The sequence below is a fragment of the Companilactobacillus nantensis DSM 16982 genome (genome assembly GCF_001435815.1).
GTDB classification, from domain to species: Bacteria; Bacillota; Bacilli; order Lactobacillales; family Lactobacillaceae; genus Companilactobacillus; species Companilactobacillus nantensis.
In genome coordinates, this window is sequence record NZ_AZFV01000020.1 from 1 (window position 1) to 19587 (window position 19587).

Consider the following 19587-nt stretch of genomic DNA (forward strand, 5'->3'; position numbering starts at 1 on the left):
CGCCACCTTCACTGCTGCCAAAATTTCTGGTTCTCGAAGGCTAGAGTATTAGTTGTTTTCAGCATAATTAGTTTCTATTTAAATAAATAGCAACTCATAAAAAAATTTATTTCAATTCAATCTTTTTAGTAGCTACAGCATCGATTAAATCTTGATCATGGTCAATTAACAGCATTGTTGGGTGCTGTTTTTTAATTGCATCAATAATTTGTTGCCGCGTAATGACATCTAAATAATTTAACGGTTCGTCCCAGAAATATAAATTAGCAGGTTCCGACAAACTAATTGCCAGCGCTACTTTTCTTCGTTGGCCTTGACTCATATTTTCTACTGGTTGTTCGAATAGATAACGTTCAAAACCTAACTTCCGAAGATTTGAATAAACCATTTCCGGTTCAAGCTTTTTTTCGATTGCTAATTGTTTGATATTTCCGACTAACTCATTGTCCTGTCTCAAATAAGAAATTTTGAGATTATTTGCCAAATGAATATCGCCTGTCTGTGTAAAAGGTTGTGGCAATCCGAGGATTTGTTTGAAGATTGTTGTCTTGCCAATTCCGTTTGGTCCTAAGACTGCCAATACTTGGTCACGTTTTAATTCGAAATTAACTACTGGTGTCTTAATATCTTCGTGTTGCAACTGTAAGTTATCCACTGTCACAAAAATATTGGGATGTTTAACTTCTTCGTAATTTAAGGTAATTGGTTCTTCAATCTCAATATTCTTCAACAAACTTTGCTTTTCATCAATGGCCTCATTAGCTCGTTTCGTTGCTGTCTTGGCTTTTTTCATCATCTTAGCTGATTTATGACCCAAGAAGCCTTTGTCCAAATTAACTTTTTCAGTGTAATTTTTCTTATTCTTTTGTGCCTCTGATTGATTGGACCAGTTCTCTCGTTTAACAGCTGTTTCATGTAGACGATTAATATCTTTTTTCAATTGATCTTTTTGATTCATTTCTGATTGATCTTGACGTTCCTTGTTTTCTTGCCAAGTATCAAAATTACCCTTATACACATCCACATCGGCTCGGTTGATGGAAATAACGTGGTCAATCACTGGATTCAAAAATGACTTGTCGTGACTAATAACGATAAAACCTTTTTTACTTTTCAGATAATCAGAAACAATCTTACGACCTTCAATATCCAAGTGGTTGGTTGGTTCATCAATCAGTTGGAAACCGGATTCATCAATGAACAAGATTGCCAACAATACTTTAGTCCGTTCTCCAGGACTCAATGTTGAAAATTCTTGTTGCAAAACTTCGGGGTCAACTTGTAATTTATCTAATTCAATTTCAATTTTCCAAAGATCGTAATCTTCCAAATGTGCCAAGTTTTTAACAACTTTAATTGTTGGCACATTTTTATTAACAACTGTTTGTGGATAATAATAAAAGTTTAGGTTTGAAACGACCTTGCCGGTGTAATCGAGCTGTCCCATTAGCAGCTTCAATAATGTTGTCTTGCCACGACCATTACGACCAATTAAGCCTAGTTTCCATGATTCGTCAATTTTTAGATCCAACGAGTTGAACAAGTTATCAACCATTTGATCATATTTAAAGCTTACGTTTTCTATTTGTATTGTTCCCATTTAAAAACACCCTCATTCAGGTGCAGATCGATTCGGCTGAACGAAAAATTTCGTACAAAAAAAGGACGCTAAACAGCGTCCTTAATATTTTTAAGGAGACACTGTTGAGAAAATAAGCCAAATCAAACTACACACAATATTTATTATATTTGTATAATTTAAAATTTGAACTTAATTTCTCAACGGCGCACTTCCTCTCTGGTTTTAAGATATAAATAAATTTATCAGGTTAAATCATTTCTGTCAAGACTCAATTAAATCATCTTCACCAATTAATTTAACATCAGCACCTAAACAGTGCAACTTCCAAACGACTTGATCGTAACCACGTAAAATATTTTCTGCATGGTCGATCACTGTTTGACCGTCAGCCAAAAGGCCCGCAATCATCAAACAAGCACCGGCTCTGATTTCATCGGCAGTTACATTAGCACCTTTAAGTTTGGCACCTCCGTGAACAAAAATCAAATCATTTTCACTCGTAATATCGGCACCCATCTTTGTCAATTGTGATATGTGCTTCACACGCTTGGGATAAATAGTATCGATAATCATAGCTTCACCGCTTGCTTCCATCAAAAGAGGCGTAATCGGTTGTTGAAGGTCAGTTGCAAAACCTGGATATGGCATTGTCTTAATATTAACTGCTTTAAGGTTTGGAGAAGGTTTAACATAAATACTATCTTCACCAACTTCCAAATTAACACCCATTTCGTCCATTTTAGCCAAAAAGGCATCCAAGTGTTCACTGATGATATTTTTAACCAAAATATCCCCACCATTAGCTGCGGCTAAACTTAAATACGTCCCAGCTTCGATTCGATCAGGAATAATAGTGTGAGCATTGTTTGAACGGAGTGTATCAACACCTTCGATACGAATTGTTTCCGTACCAACACCACGGATAACGGCACCCATGTTGTTCAAGAATGTTGCCAAATCAATAATTTCTGGTTCTTTGGCTGCATTTTCAATCACAGTTGTCCCCTTAGCCTTAACAGCTGCCAAGATAACATTGATTGTTGCACCAACTGAAACCATGTCTAAAAAGATTTTAGCTCCTTTAAGGCCTTCTTCAGGAGTTGTAATAATGATTTGCCCATGTTTGTTCTCAACGTGTGCACCTAATGCTTCAAATCCCTTGATATGTTGATCAATAGGACGTGGTCCAATATCGTCGCCGCCGGGAAAACCGACTACAGCTTTACCGAATCGACCTAGCATGGCACCCATAAAATAATATGAGGCACGTAAACTACTTACCTTACCACTGGGCAATTCAGCAAATTGGATCTTGGTCGGATCAATTCGCAATACATCATTATTCATTTCTGAAGTAACGTTCATATCTTTCAAAATAGAACGTAAATTTTTTACATCTCTAATTTGGGGAACAGAATCTAACACTACAGGTGTATCAGATAAAATGGCTGCAGGAATCAACGCTACGGTACTGTTTTTAGCACCACCAATAGTCACTTCACCCGACAATTTCTTTCCACCGTTGATTACAAGTTTTTGCATAAGCTTTTTCCTAACTATATTTAACTACTTCAAAAGAAGACTACATGTTGTCTTCTTCAAGGCCTGAAGCTGCACCGATGAATCCCTTGAACAAGCCCTCTGGTTTAGTAGGTCTTGATAAGAATTCTGGATGGTATTGAGCAGCAACGAAGAACTTGTTTTCAGGAATTTCAATTACTTCGACCAAACGGTTGTCTGGTGAAACACCTGAGAATACTAAGCCAAGATCTTCGAATTGTTTACGATATTCATTGTTAAATTCATATCTGTGACGATGTCTTTCTTGGATAACTGATTGGTTATCATAGGCAGCAGCTGCTTTTGAACCTTCTTTTAGTTTACATGGATAAGCACCCAAACGTAAAGTACCACCACGATCTTCGACATCTTTCTTATCAGCCATGATATCGATAACCTTGTGTGGAGCATTAGCATCAACTTCACCAGTTGTAGCATCTTTGATACCAGCGACGTTTCTAGCAAATTCAATACTTGCCATTTGCATACCTAAACAAATTCCAAGATATGGCACATCATGTTCACGGGCATACTTAATAGTTGTGATCATACCTTCAAGACCACGGCTACCAAAACCACCAGGTACTAGGATACCATCAGAATCCTTTAGATAATCAGCAACGTTATCTTCAGTAATAAGGTCAGCTGAAATTTTTTCTAGTTCTATCTCTGTATTATAAGCATATCCTGCAGCACGTAAAGCTTCTGTAACGGAAATATATGCATCTTGTAACTTTGTATATTTACCAACTAAAGTGATCTTTGTCTTGTGTTTCAAGTTGTGAACACGGTCAACTAGCTTGTTCCAGTTTGCCATGTCAGCTTTCTTAGTATCTAAGTGTAGGTAACGACAAACGATATCATCGAAGTTTTGAGCTTGTAAGTTCAAAGGAATATCGTAAAGTGAACTAGCATCACGTGATTCGATAACTGCCTCTGAGTCAACATCACAGAATGATGCAATCTTGTCTTTCATGTTTTGTGGCATTGGCAATTCAGTTCTAACAACTAGGATGTTAGGTTGGATACCAATCCCACGTAATTCTTTAACACTGTGTTGAGTTGGTTTTGTTTTCATTTCTCCAGCAGCCTTCAAGTAAGGTACTAGTGACGTATGAATGTAAACAACGTTTTCTGAGCCAACTTCGGCTTTCATTTGACGCAATGCTTCTAGGTATGGTTGTGATTCAATATCACCAACAGTACCACCGACTTCAGTAATGATAACGTCTGAATCAGTTGTTGTAGCAGCACGCATAATTTTTTGTTTGATCATATCTGTAATATGTGGAATTACTTGGACAGTTGCTCCGTTGTAATCACCGTGACGTTCGCGACGAATTACTTCAGAATAGATCTTACCGGTAGTAACGTTTGAATATTTGTTCAAATCGTTATCGATAAATCTTTCATAGTGTCCCAAATCAAGGTCAGTTTCCGTACCATCGTTAGTAACATAAACTTCACCGTGTTGATATGGGCTCATTGTACCTGGGTCCACGTTAATATAAGGATCAAATTTTTGCATTGTCACCTTAAGGCCGCGATTCTTTAATAGTCTACCAAGGGATGCGGCAACAATCCCTTTACCTAATGATGAAACGACTCCACCTGTAATAAAAATGTATTTTGTCATAACTTTCCTCCACATATTAATTCTAGGGATTTCTTAATCGCAAAAATAAAAAAGTCCCCTATTCAACATGAACAGGGAACTTGAATTTGTCTATCTAATAGAGCCCGAACTATATAATACCGTGATATGTTCGAGTCGTCAAACTTTTAATTCAAAAAATTCAACTTATTTATTGCTATCTTCGTCATCATCATCAATGTCGTCGTCTTCGTCATCATCGTCGTCATCTGAAAGATCGATATCTTCATCGTCGTCGTCAGCGTCAAATTCTGACAATTGACCTTCGATACCATCTTCAAGACTGTCGTCGTGTTCATCATCATCGTCATCATCAACTGATGTCAAATCTGAATTAGTGAACTTAGATAAGTCAGGACCATTATCTGATGAGCCATCTGATTCGTCATCGTCGTCATCCATATCAGATACACTCAAATCACTGTCATCATCGTAATCGACAACATCGTCATCTTCATCATCGTCACTCAAGAAGGCATTAACCTTTTGTGCAGCTTTATGAGTATTTTCAGTACCATTATCCTCAGGGTGATTTACTTCTTCATCGACTGAATCATATGGATACCACTTACGTAGACCCCAAACATTTTCGCCGAGTGAAAGAAAACTACCGTCATTATTTAAATCTGTATAAAATTGTGGAAGTGCTTCCTTAATTTTATCATCAGACTTGCCCAAATAATCTTGAATTTCATTAACGATATCTGAGAAGTTCATTACTTCTTTATTGTTGTTGTTTAGAATCTCATAGGCAACCTCAATCAATGAGAGCTCGTCCTTGTTTTGATCCTTGAATTTATCAAACTTCAAACGTGTACACGTCCTTTCGCAGCGTCTTACTTATAATGATATAGACCTAAGCACTAAAAATCAATCTAAACTTATAATTACCTACTACATTATTGTCGTAAATCAAATCATAATCAATGTTTATTTTTCCAGAAAGCGGATTACTTACAATTTCGACCTTTGAATCCTTGGTATATGTGTCTAATGGCAAAACACCATATTCAGTCTCAAGGTGACCATTGTTATGTTCTTGGTGTGTAAAATATAACAACGATGCTAAATTAGTCGACTTAGCAACACGTTTAACATGAATCTCACCTTTTTCCGTAATCTTAACTAAGATCGAAGCCTTATCATTATTTTCTAGACTCTCGTTAAATTTCAAATAGATTGAATTTCCGATCTGAGTAAACTTACCCGGTTCAGAAATTTTCGTATGTGTTAATTCTCCAGATTGCAATGTTTCAATATTTAATTCAACATTTACATCAAAACTATTATTTTCCAATACCCTACAGCCTCTACATGATAAAATTATATTAATTGATTGCCGCCTCCGGGTGTGAACGATGTTAACCTGCTATGGGGACCGATTCGAGCCAAGGTCTCGAATCTCGCTTTTAAGCCTTGCACAAACCGCAAGTCTTAAAAGACGTCCCGTGCTGTAAGGACTAAAGTCCTAACAGCACCTTCACAGCTGGTTACATCGTTCACACCCTCCAGCTAAGTTGTTTTTCAGCTTTTTTATCAATAATTTTTTTATAAAATAAGTAACTAATTCAACTATCTACTTATAAGTTTTAACTAGCTTATGTTTGCTGGCAATTCCATAAATCTTGAATAATATAATAAAATTTATCCTCTTTTCAAGAGCTATGGAATTACCGGCAACTGTAAATTAAATTTATAAAAAAGCAATCATAATCAAACAATAATCTAGCCGGAGGAAGCGAATATGATGTAATGCTGTGAAGGTGGCGTTAGGACGGCTGGTTTTGCCGTTCTTACACCACGGGGCGACTTTTGAAATTCACACGCTTTTCGTGAAGTTCAAAAGCGAGGTTCGAGACCTTGGCTCGGACCGGTCCCCACAGCATTTCATCGTATTCGCTTCCGCAGGCGGCAGTGAACCATCTAACTTGACTAAATTAAAAGAAGTGATTAAGTGAACAATACTATTATATTATACGACCAACAAATTAGCTCTAACAAAGATATGCTTGTTCCATTTTCAGACACTGGTGCTATTTTGAAATTTGTCTCCGAAAATCATCAGCCGGTACTTCATTTTTGGGTTACTCCACCAACGGTCATTCTAGGTATGCAAGATAAACGTCTGCTTAATCTACAAGCAGGCTTAAGTATGTTATCCGAAAAAGATTATCTTTTTTACTTACGTAATTCCGGTGGACTTGGTGTTGTGACCGATGAAGGTATTTTAAACTGCACGCTCTTTTTACCTGATAAAGATAATTTACAAATTGATGATGCTTACGAAAAAATGTATTCCTTATTAAAACAAGCTTTCTCTAATCGTATCGAAACAGGTGAAATAACACGTTCTTATTGTCCAGGTACTTATGATCTCAGTATCGGTGGCCAAAAATTTGCTGGGATTTCGCAACGCCGAGCTGGAAATGCGGTCGCTGTCATGGCTTATATTAGCATCAATGGCGACCAAAAACAGCGCAGTCAGTTGATGAAAGATTTTTATGAAATCAGCAACTTTCCAAAGCATCCCCGTTTTGAGTATCCTGAAATTGATTTGCATGCCATGGAAAATTTGGATTCATTATTGAATCGGAACCTTTCCATTGACCAAGCTAAGCAAGCCATTCTTAATGTAATAACTCAGGAATACGATATCAATCGGGAAGAATTCTTCATCGTTCAAAATTCCCTACCTTATCAAGAAGCCTACAACGCAACACTAACCGACTTAATCAAACGCAATAAAATTTTATTGGAGGACAAATAATGTCATACAACGTTCAAATGTTACCACGTGAAAAAGTTTTCCGTGATCCGATTCATAATTATATTCATATTCAACACAAAGTCATTCTCGACTTGATCAATACCAAGGAATTTCAACGTTTACGCCGAGTTAAACAACTAGGTACTTCATCGTTCACTTTCCAAGGTGCTGAACACTCTCGTTTTACTCACTGTATGGGAGTTTACGAAATCACTCGTCAAATATGTGATAACTTCCAACGTAATTATCCAACTAAAACACCTGGTGACGGTCTTTGGGATGACAACGAACGAATCGTCGCTCTCTGTGCTGCCCTCTTACATGACGTTGGTCATGGTGCGTACTCACACACGTTTGAACATATTTTTAACACCGATCATGAAATGTGGACCCAAAAGATCATTACTTCGCCTGAAACGGAAATTAATGCTGTTTTACGCCAAGTATCTGATGACTTTCCTGAAAAAGTTGCCGGTGTCATTGCTCACACTTACCCTAATCCACAAGTCGTTCAAATGATTTCCAGTCAAGTTGACGCTGATCGAATGGATTACCTACTCCGTGATGCTTACTTTACAGGTACAAAATATGGAATGTTCGATTTAACTAGAATCTTGCGAGTAATGCGTCCTTACAAAGGTGGCATTGCTTTTGATAAAGATGGGATGCACGCGGTGGAAGATTACATCGTCAGCCGTTTCCAAATGTATCAACAAGTTTATTTCCACCCAGTTTCTCGTGGTATGGAGGTTGTTTTAACCAAACTTTTGCAACGTGCCAAAGATTTATACGAACACAATCATATGAACGGTTTTGAAATGCCAAGTCTACTCATCCCATTTTTCGAAAATAAAGTTACTATTGATGATTACCTTCTACTCGATGATGGAATTTTGAATACCTACTTCACCCTTTGGCAAAGTTATCCTGACGAGATTCTCAAAGATTTAGCTTATCGTTTCTTATCTAGAAAACCTTTCAAGTCATCAGAATATGATAACACGACTGAACATATCCTTCCGGAACTAGCCGATATCGTCGAAAATGTTGGCTTTGATAAAGACTATTACACAGCTACTAATACTAGTTACGATTTACCATACGATGTTTACAATCCTAATTCCAACAAGAGCCGTACTCAAATTGAAATTATGCAAGACGACGGTTCATTACTAGAACTATCAACCGTCAGTCGTTTGGTCAATGCTCTAACAGGCCGTATTTTAGGTGATGAACGTTTCTACTTCCCTAAATCAATGTTGATTCAACACGCTGACGATATTTTCAGCGACGATTATGACGAATTTCAAAAACATATTCATAATGACAAAATAGTTAAATGAAATTCTAACGGAGAGAGTGGGACAAAACATGTTCAGCTTTCGAGCATTAAGGCAAATAAGAGCGGTAATCCGATTTTGGATTGCTGCTCTTATTTGGTTTACGCGGAAAAAGCTATGTTTTGTTCCACGTTTATGCTGCATGTTTGGGGATAATAATGGTTTTGTCCCAAACTCTTTTTTTGTCAGCCCTATAACTAAACACGAGCGCCTATTGGATAGCAATACGCTGGCATAACCAGTTTTATTTTCTAAGTTCTGGATACATCACAACTAAAAGCTCGATGGCTCAAAACAAAAAATAAACTAGCCGGAAGAAGCAAGAATTTAGGTCGCTGTGCAGGTGGAGTTAGAGCTTTAGCTCTTACACCACGGGACGAGTTTTGAAACTCGCGTTTTGTGCGAGGTTCAAAATCGAGCCGAAAGACACAAGGCTGTCGGCGGTCCCCATAGCGACCTAAATTTCTTGCTTCTGGAGGCGGCATAACATAATTAAATTTCAAGATAATCATAGAAATCGCTTTCAACTTCTCCGTTATTTTATTAAAATAAAGCTAACATATTTTGATATCTTTTTTGTGCAATTTTCAGCAGATGAGCTTATGCTTATTTTGCCAGAATGTGTAAAATACAGGAGGTCATCATGACAGAATTTTCCAATCAGACTAGATCAAACAACTTGCAAAAAATGCAAGATGAAGTATTAGATTTATTAGTAATTGGTGGCGGTATTACCGGAAGTGGTATTGCCCTTGATGCTCAAACAAGAGGTATCCAAACTGGCTTAATCGAAATGCGTGATTTCGCATCCGGGACATCCAGCCGTTCAACTAAATTAGTTCACGGCGGACTCCGTTATCTCAAGCAAGCAGCTGTCAAAGAAGTCCATGAAGTTGGTAGTGAACGTGCTTTGGTTTATAACAATGCTCCTCACGTTACGACACCACTCAAAATGATGTTGCCATTTTACGATGATGGAACATTTGGACCCTTCACAACAGCTATCGGATTAGATGTTTACGACCGCTTAGCACAAGTCAAACGTTCAGAACGTAAATACATGCTCAATGCCCACGATGCCTTGGAACGTGAACCATATCTCAAGGGTGAAAACATGAAAGGTGCCGGTGTTTACGTTGAATATCGAACAGACGATGCACGTTTAACACTCGAAGTTTTAAAGAAAGCTAATTCTGAAGGTGCATTAATTGCTAACTATGTTAAGGCAACCGGACTCCTTTACGATGCTAATAATAAAATTTGTGGAGTTATTTTCAAAAATCTTCTCGATGGTACAACTGGTGAAATTCAGGCTAGGAAAGTTATTAATGCCTGTGGCCCATGGGTAGATGAAATTAGACAAATGGATAATTCCGATAAGAGTAAACATTTGCACCTGACAAAAGGGGTTCACTTAGTCATTGATCACGACAAGTTCCCTATTTCAAATTCCGTTTACTTTGATACACCTTTCCACGATGGACGTATGATGTTTGCTATTCCTCGTGAAGGCAAAACTTACATTGGAACAACTGATACAACTTGGACCGAAGATCCCAAGGAGCCTAATATTACTGCAACAGATGTTACCTATATCTTAGCAGCTGCTAATCAGATGTTTGACCTACCAGAATACTTAACCCCTGATGACGTGGAGAGTGGTTGGTCGGGTGTCAGACCATTGATTCAAGAAGAAGGTAAATCACCTTCTGAAATCTCACGTAAAGACGAAATTTTCCAATCAGATTCCGACTTGTTATCAATTGCCGGTGGAAAACTAACTGGTTATCGTAAGATGGCCGAAAAAATCGTCAATCGTGTTGCTGAACAATTAACCGTAGAAACAGAATACGAATTCAAAGCAACTATCACCCAAGATTTAGCTTTGTCCGGTGGTGACGTTGGTGGCGATAAAGGCTGGATGGAATTTTTCGACAAAGAAGTTCATGAAGGCATTATCAATTACAGCTTGGAACGTGAGGAGGCTGAAAAATTAGTTCAACGTTACGGCTCCAACATTAAAGACGTTTATGCATTATTACCAGAAACTAAAACTAAAGCTCGCCTACCAAGAATTGACTGGGCAATGTTAAATTACGGTTTACAATTCGAAATGGTGGAACACCCTATCGACTATCTACTCCGTCGTAGCAGCCAAATGTTGTTCGATATCAATCACATGAAGAGTATCAAAACACCAGTGATTGAATACATGAGCAAATATTATGACTGGGACGACGATACCAAACAAGCAATGACAGACGAAGTTAACGAAAAATTAGCTTTAACTGATTTAAGCGAAATTAAACAAAAATACGCTGCTTATCGTAAACAATAAAATTGAAAAAAGTCCTCGCAACAATCAAAACGATTGCAACGAGGACTTTATTTTGTATTAAGTTTTAAAAACTACACCTCTATCAAACTAGAGAGCAATACTCTAGCCGGAGGTCATGATGGAGTCTACCAGCAGTGAAAGTGATGTTAGGACGGTGCTTTTCCGTTCTTACATCACGGACGTATTTTGAGATTTGCGAACTTTGCAAAGCTCAAAATCGAGGCGAAAGACCTTGGCTTTCGCCGGTCCCACAGCAGGTAGAACTCCATCGTGACCGGAGGCGGAAACCTTAATATCGATTATTATGGTCATTTCTTTGTTGATATCTTAATAAATCACGGATTTGTTGTAAGTATTCAGTTTGTGGGTCAGGTATTTCTTCACCATTCTGATCAAACTTACTACGTGAACCGTCACGGCGCATTTTGTTCATCATCTTAACAATCATAAAGACCACAAACATAATGATTAGGAAATTGATCAAAGCATTGATTAGGTCACCAATTAAAAAATTAGCTCCTAAAACTTGAAACTTCATATCTGATAGATCAATTTGTCCAATAAAGAGTCCGATTAGCGGATTCAAAAGGTATGTAGTAATCGCTGATACTAGGTTATTAAAGGCAGCACCAACGATAACACCGACAGCTAAGTCAACAACAGTACCACGGGAAATAAATTCTTGGAATTCCTTAAACATTCTCGCCAAATCTCCTTCATTGATATTACCTTTTTCAAAGTACAAACTTCACTTTACTATATTTTGAGAAAAATTAAAGTAGCGTGATTAATTTTTATTTAAATTTTAATTGGTTTGAAATGTGCCGCTTCCAAGAGCAAGAAATTTAGGTCGCTATGGGGACCGGTTCGAGCCAAAAGGCGGTCTCGAACCTCGATTTTGAACCTCGCAAAAACCACGAGTTTCAAAACTCGTCCCGTGGTGTAGGCGCTAAAGCGCCAACGCCACCTTCACAGCGACCTAAATTCTTGCTCTTTCCAGCTAATTCTTTGTTGATGAATGACAATTTGTTATATTTTTACCATAATCACCTAGAAAAATAGGTTATATCCATACTTTAAATTTACTAAATCACACAATGAATCGCAAAAAGAGTAATCCTCACGATTACCCTTTTAACACAATTAATTCTACTTTAAAGGTGTAACAACTTTCAAATCAAGCGCTTGTAAGAATCCACTCTCACCGTCAACGACCATTGGAATAACATTGACACTTGGGGCGGCACTTGTGACATAACTTTCATCCAAAGGCATCATTCCGTCGATACTAATGTCCAATGTCTTCGGTAGCCCTTCGATGTGAATCTTATTGTCAATTGCAGGTGTCTTAACAACATCATCACAAATCTTATGAACGTAAATCAAGCTAACTTTAGCTTCGCCATCAACCATGCCACTCATCGTAAATTTGTGTCCACAAAGAGTACCTTTTTTAACTGTGCCAAATGTTGGGTGTAAATCTTCAGGAGCTGTGTACCATTGATGTTCAATCTTCATGTCGTCGAACTTAAATCCTAAACGCTCGCCCATTTCGTAAACACCTGAAACGTAATATGATGCAATTCCTAATTTGAGTCTATCTTGTGGGAATTTATCCGGATCCATGCCGTAACCAAAGACTTTGACCCAGCTTGAATAGTTGTGTTGATCATCTTCACCTGATTGAACTGTGATTTTATCAACTCGACCCATCAATCCTGCTAAAATAGTTGGAATATATGAGGCATATGCACCTGGCAACAAACCTGTTGGTAAATATGAAACACCATTCTCTTTGGCAGTATCGTTAATCATCTTATAAAGATCTGGTGTTGTAGCTTGAGAATAATAAATTGGTAACGTCGTTACAACATTTTTCTTAGCTTTCAAAACACGACAAACGTCCACTGCACTTGGTGTGAAACCACCTTTTTCATCACGAACCAAAGGTGTGTAATCTAAAACAACATCTGCATCCAGCTTTAAAGCTGTATCGATGTCGTCCGTTACCGTGATACCAGTCTTAGGAAAATCAAAAATTTCTCCGGCATCCTTGCCAATCTTCTTAGGATCAACATCAACGGCAGCGACTAACTGTAAAGATTCTTTTTCTTGAATCATTCTAATGGCAGCCCGGCCAACATTACCGAGACCCCAAACAATTACTTTATACTGTTTCATCATATCACCCCAATTCGGTCTAGAATCGGCCTATCTATTGCTCATAATATCACGAAGTCTGATGGGATTAAATCATTTACCAAATTAAAAAAAGTTAGTAATCAAAATTTCGATTACTAACTTTTTTAATTTCATTATTTTTAGGCAGTGTCGTTTTAGGGCCGGTAGTTTTGGCAGTGGCTCTGAAACGGGCTGCGGACGACAGATTCATAAAGTTTTCTACGCTTCCCAAACTATCCGCAAAATACGCGGATAATTCGTGAAGCTAGGAAAACTTTATAAATCTATGCGTCGTCCTTCGCCCTCTTTTATTTAGCAGCTTTTCTTTCGAAACGTGTATTGAACAATGGACTTACTGGGTCATTATCGTGGACACGTTTGATAGCTTCACCGATAAGTGGTCCAACTGAAACTTGAACCATCTTATCAATAATCTTTTCCTTAGGAAGGTTGATTGAATCTGTCACAACCAAAGTCTTGATTGGTGATGCTTCAATTCTTTCGATAGCTGGACCTGAAAGAATTGGGTGTGTACAACATGCATAAACTTCAGTAGCACCGGCATCGATAAGTGCTTGTGATGCTAATGAAATTGTACCTGCTGTATCAATCATATCATCGATAATGATTGCACGTTTGCCTTTAACATTACCAATAATGTTCATAACTTCGGCAACGTTAGCACGAGGTCTACGTTTATCAATGATGGCAATTGGTGTCTTCAAGAATTCAGCTAGTTTTCTGGCACGTGTAACACCACCATGATCAGGTGAAACAACAACAGCGCCTTCTTCTAGATGATTTGTTAAGAAGTAATCAGCCAATAATGGGGCACCCATCAAGTGATCAACTGGGATATCAAAGAATCCTTGGATTTGTGCAGCATGGAGATCAAGTGCAAGAACACGGTCTACTCCGGCACGTTCTAACATATTAGCAACTAACTTAGCTGTAATAGGTTCACGTGAACGTGACTTACGATCTTGACGAGCATAACCGTAATATGGAATCACAACGTTAATAACTGAAGCTGATGCACGTCTAAGAGCATCAACCATGATCAATAGTTCCATCAAGTTATCGTTAACTGGAGCTGAAGTTGATTGAATCAAGAATACTTCTGAACCACGAATACTTTCATCAATATTAATTTGGATTTCACCATCACTGAAACGTGTAACTGATGATTTACCTAGTGGTACACCAACCTCTTTAGCAATTTTTTCTGCTAAAGGTTTGTTTGAGTTCAATGCAAAAATCTTCATTGGTCGTTCGTTATTTTGACATGACATTTAATTATTCACCCTTATTTCCAATCTTCACTATTTGATAGTGGTAATCTATCCCAAAAATCTTCTTTATTTGTTTGTCTTTGACGTGCAATAGCCATTGCATGCTTAGGAATATCGTTGGTAATGGTTGAACCCGCAGCAATAAATGAGTGGTCAGACATTTCAACTGGAGCAACAATGTTTGAGTTGCTACCAATAAATGAATGGTCACCAATATTACTATGCCACTTCTTAACGCCATCATAGTTTACGAAGACGACACCACAACCAACATTGATATCAGTTCCAAGTGTAGCATCACCAACATATGATAAGTGCCCTACCTTAGTTCTGTCACCAATTTTAGCATTTTTAATTTCACAGAAATTACCAATATGAACATCACGACCGATTTCAGCTTTTGGTCTGAGGTGTGAATTAGGGCCAACATTGCTACCCTTGTGCATAATGGCACTTTCAATAGTTGAACTAATTACTTCAACATTATCTTGAATCTCTGAATCGGAAATTCTGGAACCAGAACCAATTACACATTCTGAGCCAATCTTTGTTTGACCAAAAATCTTAACATTAGGCTCAATAACAGTATCGTTGCCAATTTCAACATCAACATCGATATATGTATTGTCAGGATCAACAATTGTAACGCCATCACGCATATGAGCTTCATTGATTCTTCTTTGCATGATTTTTTCAGCTTTAGCCAAGGCTACACGATCATTAACACCTAATGATTCTGAAAGGTCAGCCATTTGATAGGCAGAAACTTTCTTACCTTGTTGCTTAAGCAATGAAATCACATCTGGTAAATAGTATTCACCTTGAGCGTTGTCGTTCTTAACTTTATGTAAGTTTTCAAACAACAATTTGTTATCAAAGCAAATAACACCAGTATTGATTTCTTGAATTTCTTGTTCACTTCTTGAAGCATCTTTTTGTTCAACAATCTTTTCCACATTACCGTTACCATCGCGAACAATGCGACCGTAACCAAATGGATCGTCAGCGTGGGCTGTCAAAATTGTGGCAGCAGCACCTTCTTTTTCATGAAAATCAAACAATTTTTCAAATGTGTCAGAAGTAAACAATGGTGTATCACCAGTCGCAACCAGTGTAATACCATCTTTGGCACCTAAATCTTTTTCAGTTTGTAAAACAGCATGTCCTGTTCCTAATTGTTCAGATTGCAAAGCGTACTTTGTTCTATCACCAAGTAATTCCTCAACCTTATCGGCACCATTACCAATAACTGTTTCGATCATGTCCGGTTGGACTTTTTCTACTTGAGTTAGGACGTGGTCAACCATGGCTCTACCTGCAACAGGATGTAAAACTTTGTATAATCTAGACTTCATTCTTGTGCCTTTCCCAGCAGCAAGAATTATTACATAACGATTCGACATCAGAAACTCCCTTCAGTCATTCAAATATCCTTATATATAATAGCATTATTATATATGACTGCTCAATCAAGAATTTATTCAAAATAACTGAAATCGGTATTAGCTAAATAATTTCCTGGTTCAACATTCAAAATCTTATTTTGTGTATCAATTTTAGTTACTTTAAAAATCGACGTAATCTCCGCGTCACTGAATTGGCTGTGCATGTTGATATTCTCAGCAAAGACTGTTGCACCAACAAAAATGGCATTAAATTCAGAAATCAAACTACGCAAACCATTAATAGTACCGCCGCCTTTCATAAAGTCATCAACTACCAAGACACGTGAGCCTTCATCCAAACTACGTTTTGAAAGTTCCATCTTTTCGACTCGATCTGATGATCCTGAAGCATAGTTCACACTAATTGTTGAGCCTTCAGTAATCTTAGAATCACGACGAACAATCACAAACGGAATGTTCAAGAAATTCGCAACGCTTTGTGCAATTGGTATACCCTTTGTAGCCACCGTCATAACGACGTCAATTGAGCTTTGAGAATATTGAGTAGCAATCATTCGCCCAACTGTTCTCAATAATTCTGGATCAGCCAATAAATCAGTTAAATACAAATAGCCACCTGGCAAAATCCGATTAGGTTCAACAAGGCGTTTTGAAGTATTTCCAACAAATTCAGTAGCTTCTTTCTTAGAGATTCCCGGTGTAAAAATCACACCACCACCAGCTCCAGGCAATGTTTCGAGAACTCCAATCCCCCGAATCATGAAAGTTCTACGTAAAATTCCTAAATCCTCAGATATTGATGACTTAGCTGATTCATAACGATCAGCAAAAAATGCTAAAGAAATCAATGTATGTGGTCGTTCCAATAAATAGCGAGTCATGTCAATTAATCGTTCGCTTCTTCGTGTTTTCATCTTTTTTTCTCCTAAAAACATATCTTCCTACAAGATTATAAAGCAAAACAATGAACAATTCATGTTTTTTTCATAATAAACTTGGTGATTTGATGCCGCCTCCAGTTGTAAGCAACAAAGTCTGCTGTGGGACCGCCCGGAGCCAAGGTCTCCAGGCTCGGTTTTGAACTTCGCACAATACGCGAATTTCAAAACACGTCCGTACTGTAAGGACTAAAGTCCTAACAGTACCGTCACTACTGACTTTGTTGCTTACAACCTCCGGCTAGTTGAACTGAATATTTGGTATTAACTATTACTAAATGCATTTAAAATTTAGTATATTTCGAACAAGTCCCACTGATAAATCAATTTAATTTTTCCAAATAAAATCAAAAAAATTCAAAATGATTAGCTAATAATCATGCCCAATTTATTTTCTGTTTTAATTCCAGTGCTTAACTGCCAAACAAACCAATAAATTCAAACAAACTCAAAATAAACATTACTTATTCAAAAATACCCTAGCCAGCAGTTGCGAGAAATTCTGGCAGCAATGCAGGTGGCGTTATGGCTTTAGCCATTACACCACGGGACGAGTTTTGAAACTCGCGGTCTATGCGAGGTTCAAAATCGAGGTTCGAGACCGCCCTTTGGCTCGAACCGGTCGCAACTGCTGGCGGCATCCTTAAAAAAACAACAAAAAAAGCCTGAACAAGAAATGTTCAGACCATCTAATGAACGCTTATTATATTTATTCAGCTTCAGCCTCAACGTCTGAGTCTGGTTCTGATAATTCTTCAGCAGGTTCATCGCTATCAAATTGAATATCAATTGATTTTGTTAACAAATCAGCATAGCTGTATGAAACTCTTTCAAAGGAGTTTTCATTTTGATCTAGATCTACGACAAAAACTGAATGGAATGTTTCGGATAAAGTTCCGCGACGGCGGACAACCTTCTTACGACCTGCTTGGGCAACAATCGTCAAATTCTCACCTAAGTGTGAATCTAAACGACTCTTGATTGTCTTCAATGATGTTGGCATTATAATAATCACTCCTTAGGAGTGAAATTTTACCACGTCTCACTGAAAATTTCAATAAAATAATATATTTGTAATCTAATTTTTGCTAAATTCGACTGCCATTTGCTTAAATTGTGCGATTGAAACCTGCTCACCACGGGCGTTTTCCGCAATTCCACATTTTTCAAAAACATTTTTTATTTTTTCACGATTTTCATCAGTTCGACCTAACCAATTTAACATATTGTTCATCAAACTCTTTCGTTTTTGCATGAAAGCTGAACGAACCAATTTGTTGAAGAAAACTGGATCTTCAATATCGATTTGTTCTTTTGGCAAACGATCTAAAACGGCAACAGCTGAATCAACTTTTGGACGTGGAATAAATGACTTACTACCAACAATACGGTCAATTCTAGCACTCATTTGTGTTTGCACAGCTATGGAAAGTGAACCATATTCACGATGCCCCGGATTAGCTGTGATTCTTTCGGCAACTTCCTTTTGCATCATCAAAACTAATGATTGGAAAGGATAATCACTGTCGATCAAGTTCAACATGATTGGTGTCGTAATGTAGTAAGGCAAGTTAGCAACAACTTTGATTGTCTTACCTTCGAGATTATTATCTTTAACGAATTGATCGAGGTCAACTTTCAAAATATCTTGGTTGATAACGTCGATATTATCGTAATATTGCAATGTATCTGCTAAAACAGGAATCAAATTATCATCGATTTCAAAAGCATAGACATGTTCAGCAACTTGAGCTAATTTTTCAGTCAATGCACCAATACCAGGTCCAATTTCAATTGCAATCTCATCAGACTTTAAACCACTGGCATCAACAATATCATCTAAAACTTTTTCGTTGGTTAAGAAATTTTGTCCTAAACTTTTCTTTGCGCGTAATTTGTATTTACGCATAATGTCATTTGTACGAATAGGATCAGCAATACTTAATCTATTTTGTGTCATGAGTACTTCCCTTATCAAAATTTTTAACCGCAGTTAGTAAATCGGTTGGAGCAATTTGAAACATATTTAAGCGATTCAAAAATTGTTTGGCATTTGTATAGCCAATTTTCAATTCTGAACCGACCGCTAATCTTCGCTGATGAGAATCTGGTTCACCAATTAAACCTAAGTTGACCATATCAGCATGATCATAACTCGTAAATTCTTCATCGGTATGCGTATAAACGGCAGCTAGAGCGGCTTTGATATCAGCATCTTTGGCATGTTCGATACCTAAACTGCCATCGCTATGTTTTGGAACGGCTTTACTTCGAGGTAAAAAGGCTTGTTTGGCATCAGGTACAGCCTTTTGAATGATTGTCCGCAAACGATTGCCATTAAAATCAGGATCAGTGAAAATAATCACGCCCCGTTTTTGTTGGGCAATTTTAATTTGCTTGATTGTCTCATCACTCAAGGCTGATCCAGTTGTTTCCAACGTATCAATCCCGTCGTCTCCAAAACAATCTTTCAAACGATTCGTATCTGACTTACCTTCTACTACAATAATTTCTTTTATTTTTGTCATA

Annotated in this window: 16 protein-coding genes; 3 read left to right on the plus strand and 13 right to left on the minus strand. The window is 37.6% G+C overall.

Going from position 1 to position 19587, the window contains the following annotated elements:
• Positions 1-106 precede the first annotated feature (106 nt).
• The 5 genes from abc-f to FD31_RS09225 form a co-directional block, all read right to left on the minus strand.
• A complete protein-coding gene (gene abc-f / locus FD31_RS09205) occupies positions 107-1600 on the minus strand; it encodes a ribosomal protection-like ABC-F family protein (RefSeq protein ID WP_057892488.1) in 1494 nt (497 codons plus the stop codon).
• A 243-nt stretch (positions 1601-1843) separates the two neighbouring features.
• Positions 1844-3124 carry a UDP-N-acetylglucosamine 1-carboxyvinyltransferase gene (locus tag FD31_RS09210; protein WP_057892489.1) on the minus strand — a complete coding sequence of 427 codons (1281 nt, stop codon included), beginning with the start codon at positions 3122-3124 and terminating at the stop codon, positions 1844-1846.
• A gap of 40 nt (positions 3125-3164) precedes the next feature.
• A complete protein-coding gene (locus FD31_RS09215; RefSeq protein WP_057892490.1) occupies positions 3165-4778 on the minus strand; it encodes a CTP synthase in 1614 nt (537 codons plus the stop codon).
• A 165-nt stretch (positions 4779-4943) separates the two neighbouring features.
• Entirely contained in the window at positions 4944-5606 is a 663-nt protein-coding gene (rpoE, locus tag FD31_RS09220) for a DNA-directed RNA polymerase subunit delta (protein WP_057892491.1), read from the minus strand.
• Positions 5607-5652: 46 nt separating this feature from the next.
• Entirely contained in the window at positions 5653-6093 is a 441-nt protein-coding gene (locus tag FD31_RS09225) for a YwiB family protein (RefSeq protein ID WP_057892492.1), read from the minus strand.
• Positions 6094-6750: 657 nt separating this feature from the next.
• On the opposite strand from FD31_RS09225, the gene FD31_RS09230 reads away from it, so the two are divergent.
• The 3 genes from FD31_RS09230 (at position 6751) to FD31_RS09240 (ending at position 11241) form a co-directional block, all read left to right on the plus strand.
• Positions 6751-7563, plus strand: a complete 813-nt coding sequence (locus tag FD31_RS09230; protein ID WP_057892493.1) for a lipoate--protein ligase family protein — start codon at positions 6751-6753, stop codon at positions 7561-7563.
• Positions 7563-8906, plus strand: coding sequence for an HD domain-containing protein (locus tag FD31_RS09235; protein WP_057892494.1), 1344 nt, complete (start codon positions 7563-7565; stop codon positions 8904-8906). The genes FD31_RS09230 and FD31_RS09235 overlap by 1 nt, the downstream gene beginning before the upstream one ends.
• Before the next feature lie 640 nt (positions 8907-9546).
• Complete coding sequence (locus FD31_RS09240) at positions 9547-11241, plus strand: glycerol-3-phosphate dehydrogenase/oxidase (protein ID WP_057892495.1); 1695 nt, start codon at positions 9547-9549, stop codon at positions 11239-11241.
• 289 nt (positions 11242-11530) lie between these two features.
• Here the strand turns inward: FD31_RS09240 and mscL are convergent, their stop codons facing one another.
• From mscL to rnmV, 8 genes are all read right to left on the minus strand, one after another.
• On the minus strand, positions 11531-11941 hold the full coding sequence (mscL, locus tag FD31_RS09245) for a large conductance mechanosensitive channel protein MscL (RefSeq protein ID WP_057892496.1): 411 nt from the start codon (positions 11939-11941) through the stop codon (positions 11531-11533).
• Positions 11942-12390: 449 nt separating this feature from the next.
• Entirely contained in the window at positions 12391-13425 is a 1035-nt protein-coding gene (locus tag FD31_RS09250; RefSeq protein ID WP_083483635.1) for a hypothetical protein, read from the minus strand.
• 305 nt (positions 13426-13730) lie between these two features.
• Positions 13731-14714 (minus strand): ribose-phosphate diphosphokinase, encoded by a 984-nt coding sequence (locus tag FD31_RS09255; protein WP_057892498.1) that lies wholly within the window; start codon positions 14712-14714, stop codon positions 13731-13733.
• 14 nt (positions 14715-14728) lie between these two features.
• On the minus strand, positions 14729-16117 hold the full coding sequence (gene glmU, locus FD31_RS09260; protein WP_057892499.1) for a bifunctional UDP-N-acetylglucosamine diphosphorylase/glucosamine-1-phosphate N-acetyltransferase GlmU: 1389 nt from the start codon (positions 16115-16117) through the stop codon (positions 14729-14731).
• Positions 16118-16191: 74 nt separating this feature from the next.
• A complete protein-coding gene (gene purR / locus FD31_RS09265; protein WP_057892500.1) occupies positions 16192-17034 on the minus strand; it encodes a pur operon repressor in 843 nt (280 codons plus the stop codon).
• Between the two features lie 733 nt (positions 17035-17767).
• Complete coding sequence (locus tag FD31_RS09270) at positions 17768-18061, minus strand: Veg family protein (RefSeq protein WP_057892501.1); 294 nt, start codon at positions 18059-18061, stop codon at positions 17768-17770.
• Between the two features lie 75 nt (positions 18062-18136).
• Positions 18137-19018, minus strand: coding sequence for a 16S rRNA (adenine(1518)-N(6)/adenine(1519)-N(6))-dimethyltransferase RsmA (rsmA, locus tag FD31_RS09275; protein WP_057892502.1), 882 nt, complete (start codon positions 19016-19018; stop codon positions 18137-18139).
• Positions 19005-19586, minus strand: a complete 582-nt coding sequence (gene rnmV / locus FD31_RS09280; protein WP_057892503.1) for a ribonuclease M5 — start codon at positions 19584-19586, stop codon at positions 19005-19007. The genes rsmA and rnmV overlap by 14 nt, the downstream gene beginning before the upstream one ends.
• Position 19587 lies beyond the last annotated feature (1 nt).